Origin of the sequence: Alicyclobacillus fastidiosus (genome assembly GCF_026651875.1) — a bacterium.
GTDB lineage: Bacteria > Bacillota > Bacilli > Alicyclobacillales > Alicyclobacillaceae > Alicyclobacillus > Alicyclobacillus fastidiosus.
This window is the reverse complement of the sequence record NZ_CP104067.1, coordinates 875645-893507: the sequence shown is the minus strand read 5'-3', so window position 1 is coordinate 893507 and position 17863 is coordinate 875645. Positions and strand designations below refer to the sequence as shown.

Genomic DNA, 17863 nt, shown 5'->3' with positions numbered 1-17863 from the left:
CATACCACCTACCAGATTTGAGGACCTTTTCAGATGATGCCGACACAGGCCAATGTACCGCAAATGAAGAATTCCAATCTTCCACGTGAATCGTATGTATTTATCCTGGCGAGCCTCGTAAATTCTGTGGGCAGTGCTTTAATGTGGCCATTGACCACCATCTATGTACACAACGTCCTATTGAAGTCGTACGGCGACGCTGGACTGGCACTGTTTTTCCAGTCGTTAGCAAGTGTCCTTGGCCAGGTCGTCGGAGGCGCCTTGTATCAACGCATCGGCGCAAAGCGCCTGATCGTTTGGTCACTCGTGTTGACTGGCTTGGCACAACTGTGTTTGCTAGTGGCTAAAGACTGGGTCCCATACGTCGTGGCGATGACCATCAACGGCTTTCTCATCGCCGTCACAATGCCCGCCGTCAATGCGTTCATCGGCTTTCGCTGGCCGGATCACCGCGTGCGACTGTTTAACGCCGTATACGTCAGCAACAACGTCGGCGTGGCCATTGGCACTACGCTGGCCGGCATCCTCGCGGCGGTGTCATTCAATTTGACGTTTTTGTTCAACAGCCTGACCACGCTCGGCTTTGCACTGTTTTTCTGGTGGTTTATGAGGCGAATGAAAGCGGATGACCTCCATCAGTGGTCAAAGGGGTTGATGACGCAGCGCGATACCGGAATCGGCATCTTGTTGAAGAACTACCGCGCCTATCTGTTCGTCGGCGCGGGGTGTATGCTGGTGTTTTTGTCGACGTCGGCGTGGAATTCCGGCGTCGCCCCGTACCTCAATCAAGAAGGGCACTCACCGGCTACTTACAGCTTCCTGTGGACGATTAACGGCCTCATCATCCTCGTCGGGCAGCCCGTCACAACCCTTCTAAACCGAACCGTCACGCGCGCGCTACCCGCCCGGCTGGTCAGCAGTGCGCTGTTGTACGGGGCGGCTTTTCTGCTCGTCCTCATCGTCCACACAAGGTATTCGTACCTCGTCATCGGCATGGTCATCGCGACGCTCGGAGAAATGCAAATCTCTCCCACCATCCCCGCCTTCATCACCCAAACGATGGGCCGCAGCGCACCGTTTTATCTCGGTCTCATCGGTGGATTTGGAAGTGTGGGGCGGCTCATCGGACCGGTTCTATTCGGCAATCTATTCGATCACGCCGGCCTCTCCCCCATCCTCCTCGTGGCCACCTTGGCCACGCTAACGGCCGCTGGCATCTTTTCCTTCCAGAAAAGACGCCCCCCGTTCAGCCCACCGGGCGAGTAACGCCGCGTAGTCGTCCGGTGTATCGATGTCAGGCGGAGTCAGTCCGCCGACAGCGACCGCATGGCGCAGGTGCTGGTGGTCGCGGATGACGCGCCGGCCGCCCGCATCGCCGACAACCGTCAACAATGCATCGTAGAGGTCGGAACTGAACAGTACCGGATGTCCAAAGCCGTCGCGGTACTGCGCCTGCACAATCGGCGCGCGGCTCTCCTCGTAGCTTTGCATGACCGCCTGAAGCGACTCGGGGGAGATCTCCGGCTGGTCCGCGAGCATGAACACGCCCGCGCTGGCCCGCAAGTGAATGAGGGCCGCTACTGCGACGTGAAGCGAGGTGCTCTGCCCTTCGCTCGCACGCGGGTTGCGAAGGACCGTCACGGGCGCACCTGCGACGGCCTCCGCCAATTTTTCGCCGTCCTCGCCGATGACCAGCAATACGCCCGCAGCCGAGGTCCCGCACGCGGCGTCGATAGTCGCCCGGAGGATGGGGCGGCCATCGGGCATCGGCAGGAGGAGCTTCTGCCGCCCCATCCTCCTCGCCAGGCCTGCACCGAGTACGACTGTGAAAATCCCCCCGGTGCGGCTGGTCGACTCGCGCATCACGTGGGCGCCCCCTGAACGTCGGCCGTTCCCACGCGCTCCCGCAGCGACCGCCCCGTTCTGGCGCGTCGGCGCGCCATCGCTTCGGCGATGACACTCAGCGCAATCTCTTCCGGAGTTTGCGCACCGATATCGAGCCCGACTGGGGAATGAACCTTGGTCAGGGACGCCGCTTCCACCGCGACGCCGGCCGCGCGCACCTCTTGCAACAGACCATCAAAGCGGCTCCGCGGTCCGAGTACGCCGAGGTAGCTAAGCGGGCGAGGCAGGAGGTTTTGGAGCAGGTCGCGGTCCAAGTGATAATTGTGCATCATCACCACCGCAAATGCGGCGTCGTCCAGGTCGAGCGACGCGTACTCGTCTCGGCGAACGACCCGAATGGCGGCCGCTTCGGGAAATCGCGTCGAGCTGGCAAACTCGACGCGGTGGTCGACGACGGTCACGTGCCAATCTGCCGCAGCCGCGAAGTGAACGAGAGGACGAGCATCCTCCCCCGCCCCGAAGACAACCAGTCGCGGACGAGGCGACACGACTTCGACGAACAGTTGTACATCCGTCCCGGCCCACGTTCGGCGAACGAGCAGCGGCTTTGCAGCCGACACCTCGGGCAGGTCCTGCAGATAGAATACGTCGGTGGCAGTCACGGGGCCAATTGGCCAGGCGTTCGGATCGCTCGACTGAACAATCGTGACACAGACATACGGCTCGCAGGCGTCCGCACGTTGGCGCAGATCCGCTTGCAGCCTGTCGGCCAGTTCGGGGTTCGTCGAAGGATCGAACGGAATGAGACAAACAGTGAGGGCACCGTTACACCCCGCGCCCATCCCCCAAAGCAAGTCGTCAGGACTGCGAAAATCGTATTGCGCCTGCAACGTTTGCCCGGTTTGCCAAGTCTCTTTCGCGTGCTCGAGGAGGTCTTGTTCGGCGCACCCCCCACTGATGACGCCGAGGATTTGGCCATCTTCCGTGATGACACTGCGGGCGCCCGCACGCCGATACACAGAGCCGTCCGTCTCGACCACGACGGCGACCGCCGCCCGCAAGCCGTGGTCTGCACAGTACTCGAGCGTCGTCGCGAAGTCGTGGATGGTGGTCATGCTTCGACCGCCACCTTGTCTTTCGTCCACGCGATGATGTGCTGCGGGAGAATGGGGATCTCTGTCGCAAACACGCCAAATGGCTCGAGCGCGTTGGACACTGCACTACACAGTGACGGCGGACCGGCGATGAGCGATCCCTCCCCCATCCCCTTGAATCCCCCGTCGTTGCCAGACGGGGTCACGAGGTGCTCGATGCGCATGCGCGGAACGTCGGTCATCGCCGGCAGGAGGTACTCTGCAAGCGATGTGGTCGTCAATTGTCCCGCGTCGTCGTACCGCAACTCCTCTAGGAAGGTGCTGCCGATGCCTTGTGCGACCCCACCGTGGATTTGCCCCTCGACGATCATCGGGTTGATAAGGACCCCACAATCGTTGACCGCAACGTAGTCGAGAATCTTCACGAGGCCCGTCTGGATGTCGACCTCCACTTTCGCCGCGTGCGTGCCGTTGCTGTACGTGACAGACATCGGCGGGCGGTAGCGCGATACCACCTCGAGTCCCGGCTGCATATCGTCGGGCAGTTTCGAGACATCCGTATAGGCAATGCGCGCGAGCTCTGCAATCGAATGACCGCGCGATGGCACGCCAGCCACCTGTGCTTGGCCGTCCTTGAACTCGATGTCCTCCTGTGAGGCCTCGAGCAAGTGCGCCGCGATCTTTGCGAGCTTGCCCCGCATCTCTTTCGCCGCTTTCAGCGCCGCGCCGCCGCCGATGGTCGCCGAGCGGCTACCGCCTGTACCGCCGCCAAACGGCGCACTGTCCGTATCGCCGTGCAAGACCACGATGTCCCCGACGTCCACGCTCAGTTCGTCGGCGATGAGTTGCGCGAGCGTCGTCTCGTGCCCCTGTCCCGACGGCCCAAGCCCCGTGGACGCCGTGATTTTCCCGCTCGGTTCCAGGCGCAGAGTCACCGCTTCATACGGAGTCGATCCCGCCTCTGACGACACCCCCGCCGACGGTTCCACAAATACACAGACGCCGATACCAAGGTACCTGCCCTGCTTTCTGGCCTCCAGCTGCTCGTCGCGGAACGTATCGTAGCCGATGAGCCTGAGGGCCTCCTCCATCGACTCCGCGTAGGAACCGGGGTCATACGTGTTGCCTGTGGCCGAGAGAAACGGGAACTGGTCCTTTTGAATCAGGTTCACCCGGCGAACCTCAATTGGGTCTTTGCCCAACTTGCGAGCGACCAGGTCGATATATCCCTCTTGCACCTGCGCGCCGACTGGCCCGCCGACACCGCGGTATGCGCCAACTGGGGCTTTGTTTGAAAAGACGCAATCGACCGTGATGGCGACATGCGGGATTTTGTACGGCCCGGTCAGATGTCCGGTCGCCCATCCCGCTTCGCCGACGGCGCCCGGAAAGCCGAGAATCGGGTAGGCGCCGGTGTCGCCAATGACGTTGTCGCGCACTGCACAGATCACGCCGTCGTCGTCGAATGCGACTTCCACCTCGTGGATGTTATCGCGTGCGTGGCAGTCGGCGAGAAGGCTCTCCGTGCGGTCGCCGATCCACTTCACGGGGCGTGCCAGGGCCTTCGCGGCGTGCGTCACGACGATGTATTCCGTGTAAAACATCGCTTTGATGCCGAACGCACCGCCGACTTCCGGTACAACCACGCGGACCTGATGCTCGTCGAGGTTCATCACCTTAATGAGGTCGGTGCGGAACTGGTGCACCGACTGATGCGAGACATAGACGGTGAGGCGTCCTGAGGCGGGATCGACCATGGCGGCACAGCCGCGCGTCTCCATCGGAACACCGGTCTGGCGGTGGGTCACAAATGTCGCGTGCGCGCGATGAGGGGCAGAGTTGAACGCCTCTTCGAACCCGTCGGTCACCTGCTCCCAGTGTTCAAACACGTTCGATCGCTGGCTGTGCACGCGGCGGGTGTCCGCCAATGCGTCTTTGGCCGTGATCACGGGGGGCAGCGCGTCGTACTGGACGCGCACCAACTCGACAGCGTCCTCCGCGATATACCGGTTTTCTGCCACAATCACCACGATGGGCTCGCCGACATAGCGAACCTCGTCTTTGGCCAACACCGATTGATCCACTTGATATTTTTCATCGTGCAGGACGTAGGGGCAGTTTTGTGCAGTAAACACCGCCATCACACCTGGCAGGTTGCGGGCGGCCTCCACGTCGACCTCGACGAGCTTCGCCGCAGAGCGGTTCGACCTCACAAACGCAATTTCGAGCATGCCCGGCACGGTGATGTCATCGAGATATCTCCCTTGACCCTTGAGCAGGCGGTCGTCCTCCATCCGCGTGACGCGCGCCCCAGTGAAGCGAGGTTTGGCCAGTAAGCGCGACATACTCAGTCCTCCTCTACTTGGTTCTTCGCAGTCCCGGCCGCAGCCATGACTGCGTCCACGATGGATTGATAACCGGTGCAGCGGCAGATGTTTCCCGACAGCGCCTCGCGAATCGTCTCTTCGTCCGGGTTCGCGACTTTGTCGAGCAGCGCCTGTGCGGTCAACACCATCCCAGGCGTACAAAATCCGCACTGTAGCGCGTGGTGTTGTGCAAACGCCCGCTGTAGAGGTGTCAAGCCCTCGCTTTGCGTCACCCCTTCAATCGTGACGATGTCACTGCCCTCTGCCTGCACGGCAAACTGCAGACAACTGCGCGTCGGCTGTCCGTCGACGAGCACCGTACAACTGCCGCACACCCCCTGTTCACAGCCGACGTGCGTCCCCACGAGGCCCAACCCGTGGCGCAATACGTCCGATAACAGCCACCGAGGTTCGACAGAAACCACCCTCTCCTCGCCGTTGACACGGAGTGTGATGGTCACCTTCTCAACCGCCCTCAGTTCGTTCATCGCGCGCTCCCCCCTGCTGCTTTGCGATACGTCTCTTCTGCGACGACCTGCGCGACGTGGTGTCGGTACGCTTCGTCGTCGAGAATGTCCACGGTGTCGAGTTGCTCTAATATGGCGTGCGCGCGCTCCTGTGCGTCCGTTGGCCAGGTGATCGCTCTGCGCTCTGGGCCGCCGCTGATGCCAAACCACGTAATGGCGCCAGATGCGTCTCTACCGACTTCGACAAAACTGCCTGCCAGAGCGAAGTCGCCGGGGCGGCGCGCGACTTCGGCGAACCCGAACGCCGTTTTATCCGCGATGGGAATCGATACGCGCGTCAACAACTCACCTTGCATGATGTCCGTGGTTAAAAATCCGAGATAAAAATCGCGTGCAGGCACCTCCCGAACTCCAGCGCGGCTGACCAGTTCGAATGTCGCGTCGAGTGCGACCATGGCGGCAGGGAGTTCTGCAGCAGGATCTGCGTGCACGAGCGATCCTCCGAGCGTACCGCGATTCCTTATCGCCCAATGCCCCACGTGGCTCGCCGCCTCGGCCAACACCGGAGCCGCGCCTCGAACCTGATCGTGCTCCGCCAGATCTTGATGTCGGATGAGTCCGCCAAGGACGAGTCGGTCTCCTGTTTGTGACACGGTATCGAGCTGCGGAATCCCCGTGATATCGAGGAGTTCCTCGGGGCGGGAGAGGCGGAAATTCATCAGCGGGATCAAACTTTGTCCGCCTGCCAGAATCTTGCCCTCAGGGTGTTGGTCGAGCCACTTCACGGCCTCTTCGACAGAAGTGCTTTTGTGATACGAAAACACTGCCGGTTTCATGGAAACCCTCCTTTTCTTCGATGAAGATAGTGAAAATTAAGAACTTTTACGAGATGACCGCCTGGTCTAAATCGATTGGCGTTCCACCTGGAAGCCACTGGTCGACGTATGGTTTTGCGGCCACGAGCGCGCGCGTCTTCAATTCGAAGCCAGGTGTTCGAAGGAGCGGATGCATCCACACAATCCGCGCGTCACGGGCTCGAATCGCTCGCAAGGCGCTTGCCACCGACTCTTTGCTGCCACTGTCCCACCCATCGCTGATGATGAGCACGGTCACCCGCCCGCGAAGCCATCTTGCCCCATGGCGAACGTTCCACTCATCGATCGCCGCCCCAAGCTGGGTGCCCCCCTCCCACAAGTCCGAGGTGGCCGCGACGGCCGATAACACGTTCGCGTACGGCTGCCGCATGACGGGGGTCAAGTCTTCCAGTCGCACGCCAAACGGAAAAATCCCGACGTCTCGAGCGGAAAGGGCCACGCGGTGCAGCCATGGTAGGTACAATGGAATCGTCTCTGCCATCGATCCCGACACGTCCCAAAGCACCACCAATCGACCTGGTCTCGTCAGCTTGCGCCTGCGAACAGAGCCGACGTACAGGCCACCCCTGCGGACGAACTGGCGGATGGTGCGACGAATATCGGGCCCTACAGCCAGGTAACTGAACTCTCTCGTCCTGCTCGGCCGCCGTGCGCGCAAAATTCGACTCGCGCTCGCCCGCATCGTCCATGGCGGCAGTGACGCCGGCAGTTGCTGCGCCAGGCTATCCCCTTTGCGACGGCTCGCCTGGGCGACGCCTAGCTGCTCCGATTCCCTATCCTTAAAACGGCCACCGCTTGGAGGATAGGCTTGCTCCTTTGAAGGGACGGTGGCGTTTCAGGTGAATCCCGCCAAAAACTCGTCCAGGCGCTGTGTCACCAATTGGAGGTCGAGTTCGTCCTTCACCACGCAGCCAAGCGTCGCCTCCACCCAAGAGCGCTCCCACACTCCGCCTGTGAGGCACCACGCCCGACACCAATCGAGCGTCTCCGCAACGCCCGGGACTTTCAACAGCGGCCACGTTCGCAGCTCGTGAACGGCTTCTACAATCCGCCTGGCAGCGTCGGGCGCGATTGACTCGACGTGCGTGTGAACCACTTCCAGTTCCTGCGCGACGTCTGGGTAGGGCAGGTGGACATAGAGGCAGCGGCGCCGCAGCGCGTCGCTGAGCGGGCGCGTGCGGTTCGAGGTGAGAATGGTGATTGGGCGAATCAATGCAGTCACTGTCTTCCACTCAGGGATGGTGATTTGCCACTCCCCGAGATATTCGAGTAGTAGCGCTTCCATCGCCTCATCGGCGCGGTCTACCTCATCGATGAGCAACACGGCGCCGCGCTCGGCTCGTAATGCCTGGAGTAAAGGTCGTGAAAGTAAATAGTTCTCAGAGAATACGTCCTCGGTGGAGGTGCGGGAGAGTGCGGTAAACTGTTTGTGATAGTTCCATTCGTACAGTGCGTGCGTGGCGTCCATGCCCTCAAAGCACTGCAGGCGAACAAAGTCGCGATGGAGGACGCTGGCCACTGCGCCCGCAAGTGACGTCTTGCCGGAACCAGCCGGCCCCTCGAGAAGCAGAGGACGGTTCATCGCGACAGCCAACTCCAGCATCGAGAGAAGCCCCGGCGAGGCGATATAGCTTTGCTGCTTTAATACCTGAGGCCAATCCAAGCGCCCCACGTGGGCCAATCCGTGAGCTTCTTTCATGAGAAGCGCACACTGGCAGACTCTTTCACGATGCCATTGAAGAACTGCCCGATCAGGAGTTTTGCCACGCCAGACAGCACGCGTTGACCGACTCCGGCGACCGTACCTCCGACGGTGGCATCCCCGTCGTACGAGATGAGCGTACCTGGCGATTGCACCTGCAACGAAATGAAAACGTCTGCCTCCAGGAATCCCATCGGCCCTTCGCCCGTGATCACCAAGCGAAACGATTGGCCCTCGATGACGTTTGTCATCCTGACATCCCCTTTGTAGCGGCCCTTGATACCCGCAACGCCCATCTCTAAATCCGCTTCGTAGTGATGCTTTGAAATTTCCTTGAGCTGTTTGACACCTGGAATCGCGCGAGTCAATACTGCGGGGTCTGTAAGTAACTGATAGGTCTGATCCATTGTCAATTGGACGGTCTTCGTGCCACTGATCTTCATGTACATCACCCTCATTCCAAGTCCGATTTAAAGTAGAGAATGGTACAGATGGTGAGTTACCACGAATCAATCTATGACGGAATCTACGAGAAATGTTATCACAAATGTGCAATTCAAAATATTCTAATTGATATTTGTCGCCGACGCACTACATACCCTCTGGTCTATCGTCGAGAGGCGCAGCGGTATGGTGATGGTCACGGTCGTTCCCTCACCTGGTTGGCTGGTGATCTCCATAAAGCCCTGATGATTCTCGAGAATGCGTTTACTCGCCAACAATCCAAGGCCCGTTCCCGTCTCCTTTGTCGTGAAGAACGGTGAACCGATGCGCTTCAACTGGTCTTCCGCAATGCCTTGCCCCGTATCTCGAAAGGACACTTCAACGGCTCCGTCGGTGGGACGCAGCCCTATCGTCAGGCCCCCCCCATTTGGCATCGCCTCTATCGCATTCTTCATCACGTTGATAAAGACCTGCTTCAACTGATTCTCATCACACATCACCTCGGACGCGCTCGCGTCGAACTGAGGGACCAGTTGTACGGTATTCAAGTGTGCCTGCGCTTCCAGGAGGTAAATGACCTCCACCAGCACCGCGTCCAATCTGGCAGGTGCATATTTCATGACCCTCGGCTTCGACAGGGTCAGGAGTTCGCTGACGATCCGATCTATCCGCTCGATCTCGCCCTTGATAAACTGCGCATAGAGAGACTGTTTTTCAAGAGGTGCGCTAGGGAGGATATGTACAAAACCCGCGATCGACGTGAGCGGGTTTCTGATTTCGTGCGCGACACCCGCAGCCAATTCCCCCACTGCGAGTAACTTTTCGGAGTTGATCAACAAATCCTGAGTCTTGACGATCTCGGTGATGTCCTTCACGATGCTCGACACGCCTACGATGTCGCCGCTGGCGTCCTTTAACGGCGAGAATCTGATCATCACCTCGAGCGTGCTCCCGTCCTTGCAAATTCGCGTGCCTGTAAACTCCTGAAACGGGGCGAGGCCTGATTTGACCCGTTCAAAGTAGTGGCGGGTTGGAGCGATATCGTCCTCCGGAATGACGGGGAGAATCGACCCGCCCAGTTCCTCGAAGGTATAGCCATACATCTTTTCGAACGTCGGATTGAACTTCAGGACAGTCATATCTAAGTCAAACACCACGATGGCATCGGTGGTATAGTGAAAGACGCATTCAAATATCTCCTGCGAATCCTTCAGAGCCTTGTCCGCCGCGATGCGCAAATTGCGGACGACGGGATTGAATTTTACGAGGAAAATAAACGATAGAAACCCAGTGACCATCAAAAACGACAAAAAGCGCAACGCCACGACCGTGTCGGGCCAGACTTGTCCGAACATGTGGTTCACAATCAGATTCGTTAAACACAGCCATAGCAGGCCGAATAGAACATACCCTGACACGAGCGTGATTGGCCCGCGCATCCACATATTGACTAACCAAGAGAAGATTCTCTTCATCACCGCTCCCCCGATTCAAAATGTTCAACCGCCGCGACGAAGCTCGGTCATACGAAGGCTTGTCGACGTGCGAGTTCCACTGATTCCATCCGCGATGGTCTCCGGGTGCGGTTTGGCCTGATATCGGCCCACAAATTGAGATGATCATTCCGTTAAGTGCATAATATTCTGCCAGCAGCGGAAATTCAATACTGACTTTGAATGCCTGTTCGCCGCAAAAAAACGGCCACTCCTCCGCATCGTAGATGACGGAAGCATGGCCGTTGTCTAATTCAAGTTCGTTTCGAAGGCCCTCTCCCCGCTATCGGGCTCTGGTAAATCGCCCGGAGGATGCTCGAGCTCTCGGTTCGTGACTTTCTTGTAGTCGCCCTTTTCGAGTAAGAACGAAACGCAAGTCCCACCTACTAACCCCCAGAACGGGGCTCCGATACGTGCAATCGTCACACCGGATACAGTGATGAGGAAGGAAAACAACGCACTCTTTTTAAACGTCGCGACGAAGCTCATGTGTAAAGAATCCGTCAGGACGGAAATCATCGCGATACCGCCCAACATCTGAATCGTGGACGTCGGTATCATGTGCGGAATGGACGCCGCCAAGGGCGCAAACAGACCGAACAAGACGGACAGAACGCCGAGCGTCACCGCTGCGGTGTACTTCGCTTCCTTTCGCCCAGACTCGCTCCCCGCGAGTAATGCCGTCATCGGCCCTGCAATACAGGTGGTGTGTGCGCCAAGGAACGCATTGAGGACGGATCCAATTCCACTCCAGCGGGTCATCGAGTTGATAGGAGGCGTATAATCCTCGCTCTTCAACACCGCAATCCCTTGTGCATTCTGAATGGCGACAACCGTGAGTACCAATGGAAGCACCAGTTGGCCCATCGTGGACACACTCCACGCCGGCTTGTACAGGTGGGGTGCTGCGACGCCAAACGATACGCCCTGAGTATGCACTTCATGCGCCAAGGCGAGCACGACGCCAGTCGCTATCACCGCACCTAGAATCGGTGGAAACTTCTTGGCAATGCCCGGAGCGAACGACAATAACAAAAAGACCACGAGCGGTATGCCATTGAGCATCGGATTGGCAACCACGGCCTTGAATAGGCCCACGCCAAACGGCAGCAGAACACCCGAGACCATGCCCATCATCACGGGCATCGGCAACACCCGCATCACGCGCTCCACCACGCCGGAAAGCCCCAATAATAGGATGATGAGACCCGCCACGATATAGGCGCCAATCACCTGCGCGTAGGAGTGATGAACGAGTGTGGCGCCAATCAACACGGCACCCGGAATCGAAAACGCATACCCAATCGGTTGCTGAAATACGAACGCCTGAAGCAGCGTCATGAGACCTGGAATCACATAGATACCAAAAATCCAAGAAGTCACTTCTGATGCGGACAGATGCCCTTCTGTAGCCGCCTGTAAAACGATAAGAAGCGGACCTGTGACGCCGAACAACCAGGCGATAAGCCCACTCGACAAACTGCCTAACGAAACGTGCTTGGGAAATTCCCGAATCGTGCCTGCAAGCAAAACCATCCCCCCAAAACCACAGTTATTTCGAATGCCGAAATATAATCTTATCAGAGAGCTGGGAGGTTTCAACTCGTGTAACCGATTTCGAGGAAATTTTCCTGATATTTTCAAGTCTCGTGGGCTTCCAGCCGTCTCAGCGGGCGCTGGACCAAGTCGGCCATGTGGATAGGCGTGGTCGCGCCTTGGTCTCCGTCTCCTGGGCTGACATAGACAGCTACGAAATCGATAAAGGAGTGTGTGTTTCATGACGACATGCCCACGATGTGACTCGACACGAGCGGAGATCGTCGTAGAGTCTCCTGTAAAGGGAGCGTGGACGGTGCACTCTTGCCCAGTCTGCTTCTTGGCGCTCGACGGAACCCATCTTCGGTTGGCGATGTGGCCAGACATCACCAGCGGCGTTCAAATCCAACTAAAAGATCCAGAAGGTGATATTCGTTCAGCCAATTGGTAGTGTTCGTGCTTCAGTTGACTTAACTCTAAACAGGCTCTTTGCCTGGTAGATTTGTCCCATTCGAAAGACCGCCCGCCCCCATACCCTGACAGTGACCGAAAGGCGGAGGCGTAGGGAGACAGTTTAGAGTATCACAATATCTAACCAGTGGTTCCCTTAACTCCGTCCAAATCATTCGGCGGAGGCGATGGGAAAATGAGCTGGTTAAGTGCGTTCTTGACGGCAAACTTGATTGGAATTGGCTCGAATTTTGACAACTGTGGCACGGGTATCGCTTACGGGAGTGAAAAAATCCGATTCCCCCATTGGGTGAATGCAATCATCAATGCCATTGGGTTTGGTACGGCGCTTTTGGGTGCCTACATGGGCGAAGTCATCTCACACTACATTACAGTTATTCAAGCTCGATGGGCAGCGTGCATTGTTCTCGTGTGCATCGGATTATTTTTCTGGTATTCCAAGTACCTACATCCACGGATTTCCCGCCAGCACGAACAAATCCAAATTAAAAGCCCCGGATGGAAACAAGGAATCGTTCTGGGCTTCGCACTGTCATTTACGAATGTGGCAGTCGGATTTGGGGCAACCGTATCTGAAGCGTCCACAATATGGATAACTTCGACCAGTATTGCCATCTGGGGATACATCATGATCTGGATCGGAGACGTAGTAGGTATCGGTGTCCTCGCAAAGTTACTGGGGAACTACTCTTCGTTTTTCGCCGGACTCTTGCTGATCCTAGTCGGAGTTCACCAAGTTATAGCGTAAAACAAGATGTACGTGGACAATGGTGGCGATCATATAGGTGAAAAGAAACCCCCATGGCTGATGTTTATCGTTCCGGTTAATTTGTATTATTTGGGGTTTGGTGATCGGTTTACATGCATTCCACGGTTAGAATCCGAGAGAGAGGGGGCGCTTCCTTTGCACATTTCATCTTTCGTAATAGTAATCGTTATCGGGATTGCCTCCAATATAGATAACATAGGGATTGGTTTTTCCTACGGGGCACGTAAAATTCATGTTCCCTGGCGGTCTGTACTGGTGATTGCGACAACATCCTTGTTAGCCGCCTTGATCGGTGGCATCTCGGGGGTTATTGTCTCATCTTTTATTGGTTCTGTAGCCAATTTTATCGGCGGATCCATCTTGATTTGCCTGGGTGTCTTCATCATCGCCCAGGCACTAATACAAAGAAAACAGGAGAAAAAGGAAGAAGTGAAGTTGGACAAGAAAATCAGTGTCTGGGAACTCGGCGTGGTCACCATCGCACAATCCATTACAGATCTAACCGCCGGATTTGGGACAGGAGTAAGCCATATCAACGTATATGAGACTGCATTTTCCATCGGTCTTTTTAGCTATTTATTTCTAATCGTTCCAGCTTTCATCGGCAGAAAATATCTCGCCAATTGGTTTGGGAACAGCGCAACGATAGTCTCTGGAATATTGCTCATTGCAGTTGGAGTACATCTTTTTTAATGGGTGTCACTACGGTAAGCGATCGAATTATAAAGCCTAAATGATGATTCCGGTGAATTAGGGTCTGATGAATGAACTACGCAATGACCACGGTCGTGCCGAAATCTGTTCCAAAAAGTTCTCCGAGTATGAGCAAAAAAAGAAGCCGTAGCCTCTTTTCGAGATTCATAATCAGTAACTGGATGGCAATGACCGTCTCGCTTGTCTGCCGAAGGCGCGTTCGCATTAAGCCAAGCCCGTAGATGCGCTTGCCTTCACCAAACTTTCCTTCCACTGCGTTGCGCTCGCCCATATCTTGTTGTTCCATTTTCTTTTGCTCACGGTCGACTTGCTTTGGTGGTCGTCCAAGTTTCGGACCACTCATCCGGATTCCATGGTCTTTGCAGTACTGAAGATTCTCACGTGTCCTGTAGATTTTGTCCGCCAAGATGGTCTCCGGATAATATCCGAAACGCTCAACGTACCGCTCCACTGACTCAATTAGCGTCGAACCCTCGTTGAAGCTGTCCCAACTTGTTCTCTCCATCAGTGTATATCCTTCAACCACACTGATTGACACCTTTGCACCAAACTCCACATTTGCTTTTGCCTTTCCACGTACAATCGGTCGAACGTCGGGTTGTGCAATGCTTACGATTCTATCGTCCACCCGATGACTACGGCTCTGATACATTTCTCGCTGTTGCCGATATAGCTCACCAATGACCAAAAGGTCACGATATTGTCGCCGTGAGAGTGCCATGAGGGGAGTGCAATGTACGAGTTGTTCAATGAATTTCAAGTTCCGTGCCACATAACGCAATTGCCGACCGACAGCCTTGCGAATCTCAGCACGACTCGGCTTACGGTTCTTCGCGGTCCTCAAGTAGTCACGACGTGCTTGACGACGTCGGTCTCTGGGCTTCTTCACTTCGCCCTTATGCGGCGCGTGAAGCGTATCAATGATGTCTTCCAGCTTCTCCCGCGCTCTGTTTAACAGCGACAGGTCTGTCGGATACGCGATGTCTGCCGGTGTACAGGTTGCGTCCAGAATGAGCTTCCCTTGATGGGTTTGAGGCTCCTGAACCTCAGCTTTTGATTGACTGTTTACTTCGGACTGTCCAGATTCCCTGGGGGGTTCATTGTTGTTTTGGTCATCGTCGCCATTCTGCTCATCCTTCAGTCCGGCTTGCACGATCCACTCATTCACTTGGTTGATGACGTCGGGTCCCAACCGTTTGCGAAAATGGGTGAGCAGAGACGGGTCAAACGGGGTTCTTCTTGATACGCCGGGAGACCAATGAAGTATTGAAGGTACGGGTTTTCCGTGATGTGCTGGACCAAATGACGGTCTGAAAAACCTTCCCGCTCCTGAATAATCAGGGCACCAAGCGCCATCCGAACCGAAACCGCACGTCCGCCCCGAACGTCCTTGCTGAAGTGCTTGCTGTACTCCTGTTCTACACGTCGCCATGGGATGAGATACGAAAGTTGAACCCAGCGGTTGTTCTCGCTAAGTCGTCCCCCAAACGGGAGAAAGAAGTTTCCGGGAAGTATCTGTTGGTCCTGATGATTCGCGTACAATGCCGGTCCTCCAAGTGCACGGTTTTTCGCTTGTTCCGCTCAAAATCGATACACTTTACTTCGACAAATCATACGCTGATTCCTTGCCAAGCGTGGGTTTATGGTTCATTCAGTAGACCCGAATTAAGAAAGGGTATGCATCTAAAATCCGACCTGCACTTTCACTTTAGTTTACCTTCAATAAAGATTGGGGCCCTTCTTGCGCATTCCTGCCCGCTGATTTAACCACCATACAGAGGACATGGGAGCTAAATTAGCTGAACCATCTTCGTTAAGGTACTGATTAGGACTACGGGAGTCCCGAAGTAGAAAATTTTGGGTTCCATCACTTTATGCATGTACGAACTCCTTCTGACTAGGTGTTGATTGCACATTCGTTATAACACGTACCTGCGTGCAGTTCTTTTCGATTATTGCTTTCTTATTCGACGGTCGTCTCCTATATCGTGAGACTCATCAATGCTGTATTATGGTACGCTTGGTTATTCAAGCGGGTAATTTAAATTCTTTCTTATAGGTACGTCGGCTTTTGTCATTAACTGGAGACTTTATATTCAACTTCATATGCTTATCGGCTTAGTGACGAATATCACCTAGTTCAATAAAACTATTCGCCGTCTTCTTTGTCTCTAAACGGCCGTCACCCGTTCTAGGATCGTGTCGCATCTAGTCGGGTGTACCGTTGCGAAGCGCGGACGTTCTGTAGCCCCAATCCTTCGTTATCGCTATCGGCCGGTCGCATGCTGCTGGCACACCGCCAGAAACTCCGCTCCATACCGCTCCATCTTCATCTGACCAACGCCCTTGATCCGCAGCATCGCAGTGTCGTCGACTGGACAATGCAGGGACATCTCCCGAAGCGTACTGTCGGAAAAAATGACGTATGGTGGTACTTTGTCCCGCTGGGATAGCGCTCGGCGCAGCGCGCGCAGGTCTTCAAACAGCTCGTCATCGGGCTGCGCGGTAACCTCGGCCTGCTTGGGAACGCGAATCACGACGCTCGACTGCCCCTTTAGCACGGGAACGGCGGCGGGCTGGAGCTGGACGACAGAAAACTGCCCCTCTGACAACTTCAAGTAACCGTCAGCTAAAAGGGTTTGAATGTATGAAACGACCTCTTTCTCCGTTCGATTCTTCATCAATCCATACGTGGAGAGCGTATGTAGATCTAGTTCCTGAATTCGCTTATCGCGGGAGCCTTTGAGAACACCTGCGAGCAATTTGACACCAAATCGTTCCTTCATACGAAGGACGCAAGAGAAGATCTGTTGCGCGATCACCGTGATGTCTTGCGTCTCAAAGTCGCCATTGCAGTTGCTGCAGTTGTCACACCTGTCCGGTCCGTTGTCCTCGCCAAAATACCGCAAAATGTGCGCGCGAAGGCACATACTGGTGTGGCAATAATCCACCATCGCCTGGAGTTTTTGATACTCGTGCGACTTTCTCTCCGGGGCGGTGTCTGTCTGTTCGATGAGGAATTTCTGCAACTGCACGTCGCGCGGAGTAAATAGCAGAACACATTCTGCCGGGTCGCCGTCCCGCCCCGCTCGACCCGCTTCCTGGTAGTACGACTCCAGGGTCTTGGGCATGTTGTAGTGCAGCACAAACCGAATGTTTGACTTGTCGATGCCCATGCCAAACGCATTCGTCGCCACCATTATGCGCGTCTCATCGTAGAGAAACTGCTCCTGATTGGCGCTTCGCTCCGCGTCGCTGAGGCCTGCGTGATAACGCCCCACAGCGTACCGCTTCTTCTTCAAGAACTCGTACAGACCGTCGACTTCCTTTCGAGTCGATGCGTAAATCACGCCGGCGTCGTTCGGGTGCCGTTCGAGGTAGTCGAGTACGTAGTCCCGCTTGTCCTGCCCAGTGACGACTGAAAATGTGAGGTTACTCCGGTCAAATCCCGTCACGAAGACGTTCGGGTTGTGAAGACCCAACGTGTCGACGATGTCTCGAATCACTTCGGGCGTGGCGGTCGCCGTAAAGGCGGCCACGATGGGCCGATTGTCGAGTTGCTGCAACAATGGTGCTATCGCGCGGTAGCTTGGCCGAAAGTCATGACCCCACTGCGACAGGCAGTGCGCCTCGTCAATCGCTATCATCTGTGGACAGAGGCGATTGACAAACGACATGAACGCCCCCGCCTCCAACCGCTCCGGAGAGACGTACAAGAGCCGATATTCCCCTTGTTCCGCCTGTCGCATGCGCGCGTGCACCTCTGCCGCAGGCAGACTGCTATTGATATACGTCGCGGAAATCCCCACGTTGGACAGCGTATCCACTTGGTCTTTCATCAAGGAGATGAGCGGTGAAACGACAATCGACATCCCCTCGCACATCAGTGCCGGAATTTGATAGCAAATGGATTTTCCGCCGCCTGTGGGCATGATTCCGACCGTGTCGCAGCCCTTCAGCACACTCTCGACAATCCGGCTTTGACCTGGCCGAAAATCCTCATATCCGTAGTACTTTCTTAATAGTTCTCTCGCTTCGTTCATTCGCTTGTCGCCGCCTCGCATCGCTCGTGACTCCTCTTGCACTG

15 protein-coding genes and 2 pseudogenes are annotated in these 17863 nt (G+C 56.1%); 4 read left to right on the top strand and 13 right to left on the bottom strand.

Going from position 1 to position 17863, the window contains the following annotated elements:
* The first annotated feature begins 33 nt into the window (after positions 1-33).
* Positions 34-1266, top strand: a complete 1233-nt coding sequence (locus NZD89_RS04635; RefSeq protein ID WP_268006600.1) for an MFS transporter — start codon at positions 34-36, stop codon at positions 1264-1266.
* Here NZD89_RS04635 and NZD89_RS04630 read toward each other — a convergent pair.
* From NZD89_RS04630 to NZD89_RS04585, 10 genes are all read right to left on the bottom strand, one after another.
* Positions 1201-1863, bottom strand: a complete 663-nt coding sequence (locus tag NZD89_RS04630) for a nucleotidyltransferase family protein (protein ID WP_268008391.1) — start codon at positions 1861-1863, stop codon at positions 1201-1203. The two genes, NZD89_RS04635 and NZD89_RS04630, sit on opposite strands and share 66 nt — an antisense overlap.
* Positions 1863-2960, bottom strand: a complete 1098-nt coding sequence (locus NZD89_RS04625; protein WP_268006599.1) for an XdhC family protein — start codon at positions 2958-2960, stop codon at positions 1863-1865. The genes NZD89_RS04630 and NZD89_RS04625 overlap by 1 nt, the downstream gene beginning before the upstream one ends.
* On the bottom strand, positions 2957-5284 hold the full coding sequence (locus NZD89_RS04620; RefSeq protein ID WP_268006598.1) for a xanthine dehydrogenase family protein molybdopterin-binding subunit: 2328 nt from the start codon (positions 5282-5284) through the stop codon (positions 2957-2959). Before NZD89_RS04620 ends, NZD89_RS04625 begins: the two co-directional genes overlap by 4 nt.
* 2 nt (positions 5285-5286) lie before the next feature.
* On the bottom strand, positions 5287-5793 hold the full coding sequence (locus NZD89_RS04615) for a (2Fe-2S)-binding protein (RefSeq protein WP_268006597.1): 507 nt from the start codon (positions 5791-5793) through the stop codon (positions 5287-5289).
* Positions 5790-6608 carry an FAD binding domain-containing protein gene (locus NZD89_RS04610; protein WP_268006596.1) on the bottom strand — a complete coding sequence of 273 codons (819 nt, stop codon included), beginning with the start codon at positions 6606-6608 and terminating at the stop codon, positions 5790-5792. The genes NZD89_RS04615 and NZD89_RS04610 overlap by 4 nt, the downstream gene beginning before the upstream one ends.
* 46 nt (positions 6609-6654) lie before the next feature.
* Positions 6655-7305: a VWA domain-containing protein gene (locus tag NZD89_RS04605; RefSeq protein WP_268006595.1), complete on the bottom strand. Its 651-nt coding sequence runs from the start codon at positions 7303-7305 to the stop codon at positions 6655-6657.
* A gap of 177 nt (positions 7306-7482) precedes the next feature.
* A complete protein-coding gene (locus tag NZD89_RS04600) occupies positions 7483-8346 on the bottom strand; it encodes an AAA family ATPase (protein ID WP_268006594.1) in 864 nt (287 codons plus the stop codon).
* A complete protein-coding gene (locus NZD89_RS04595; protein ID WP_268006593.1) occupies positions 8343-8792 on the bottom strand; it encodes an SRPBCC family protein in 450 nt (149 codons plus the stop codon). The genes NZD89_RS04600 and NZD89_RS04595 overlap by 4 nt, the downstream gene beginning before the upstream one ends.
* A gap of 123 nt (positions 8793-8915) precedes the next feature.
* Complete coding sequence (locus tag NZD89_RS04590) at positions 8916-10268, bottom strand: ATP-binding protein (RefSeq protein ID WP_268006592.1); 1353 nt, start codon at positions 10266-10268, stop codon at positions 8916-8918.
* A gap of 267 nt (positions 10269-10535) precedes the next feature.
* Entirely contained in the window at positions 10536-11816 is a 1281-nt protein-coding gene (locus tag NZD89_RS04585; protein WP_268006591.1) for a benzoate/H(+) symporter BenE family transporter, read from the bottom strand.
* A 247-nt stretch (positions 11817-12063) separates the two neighbouring features.
* Between NZD89_RS04585 and NZD89_RS30070 the strand changes: the two genes are divergently transcribed.
* The 3 genes from NZD89_RS30070 to NZD89_RS04570 all read left to right on the top strand — a co-directional run bounded on the left by NZD89_RS30070 (position 12064) and on the right by NZD89_RS04570 (position 13755).
* Complete coding sequence (locus NZD89_RS30070) at positions 12064-12273, top strand: non-oxidative hydroxyarylic acid decarboxylases subunit D (protein WP_268006590.1); 210 nt, start codon at positions 12064-12066, stop codon at positions 12271-12273.
* 195 nt (positions 12274-12468) lie between these two features.
* The gene (locus NZD89_RS04575) at positions 12469-13041 is read left to right on the top strand and encodes a manganese efflux pump MntP (protein ID WP_268006589.1); all 573 of its coding nucleotides are present in this window, start codon (positions 12469-12471) and stop codon (positions 13039-13041) included.
* A gap of 12 nt (positions 13042-13053) precedes the next feature.
* Positions 13054-13755: a manganese efflux pump MntP gene (locus NZD89_RS04570; protein WP_268006588.1), complete on the top strand. Its 702-nt coding sequence runs from the start codon at positions 13054-13056 to the stop codon at positions 13753-13755.
* A 76-nt stretch (positions 13756-13831) separates the two neighbouring features.
* Here the strand turns inward: NZD89_RS04570 and NZD89_RS04565 are convergent.
* From NZD89_RS04565 to recQ, 3 genes and pseudogenes are all read right to left on the bottom strand, one after another.
* A pseudogene (locus NZD89_RS04565) lies at positions 13832-15318 on the bottom strand (IS5 family transposase).
* A gap of 216 nt (positions 15319-15534) precedes the next feature.
* Positions 15535-15656: pseudogene (locus NZD89_RS04560) on the bottom strand (flavin reductase family protein); the annotation flags it as partial.
* Between the two features lie 387 nt (positions 15657-16043).
* Positions 16044-17840, bottom strand: a complete 1797-nt coding sequence (gene recQ, locus NZD89_RS04555; RefSeq protein WP_268006587.1) for a DNA helicase RecQ — start codon at positions 17838-17840, stop codon at positions 16044-16046.
* Positions 17841-17863: the final 23 nt, after the last annotated feature.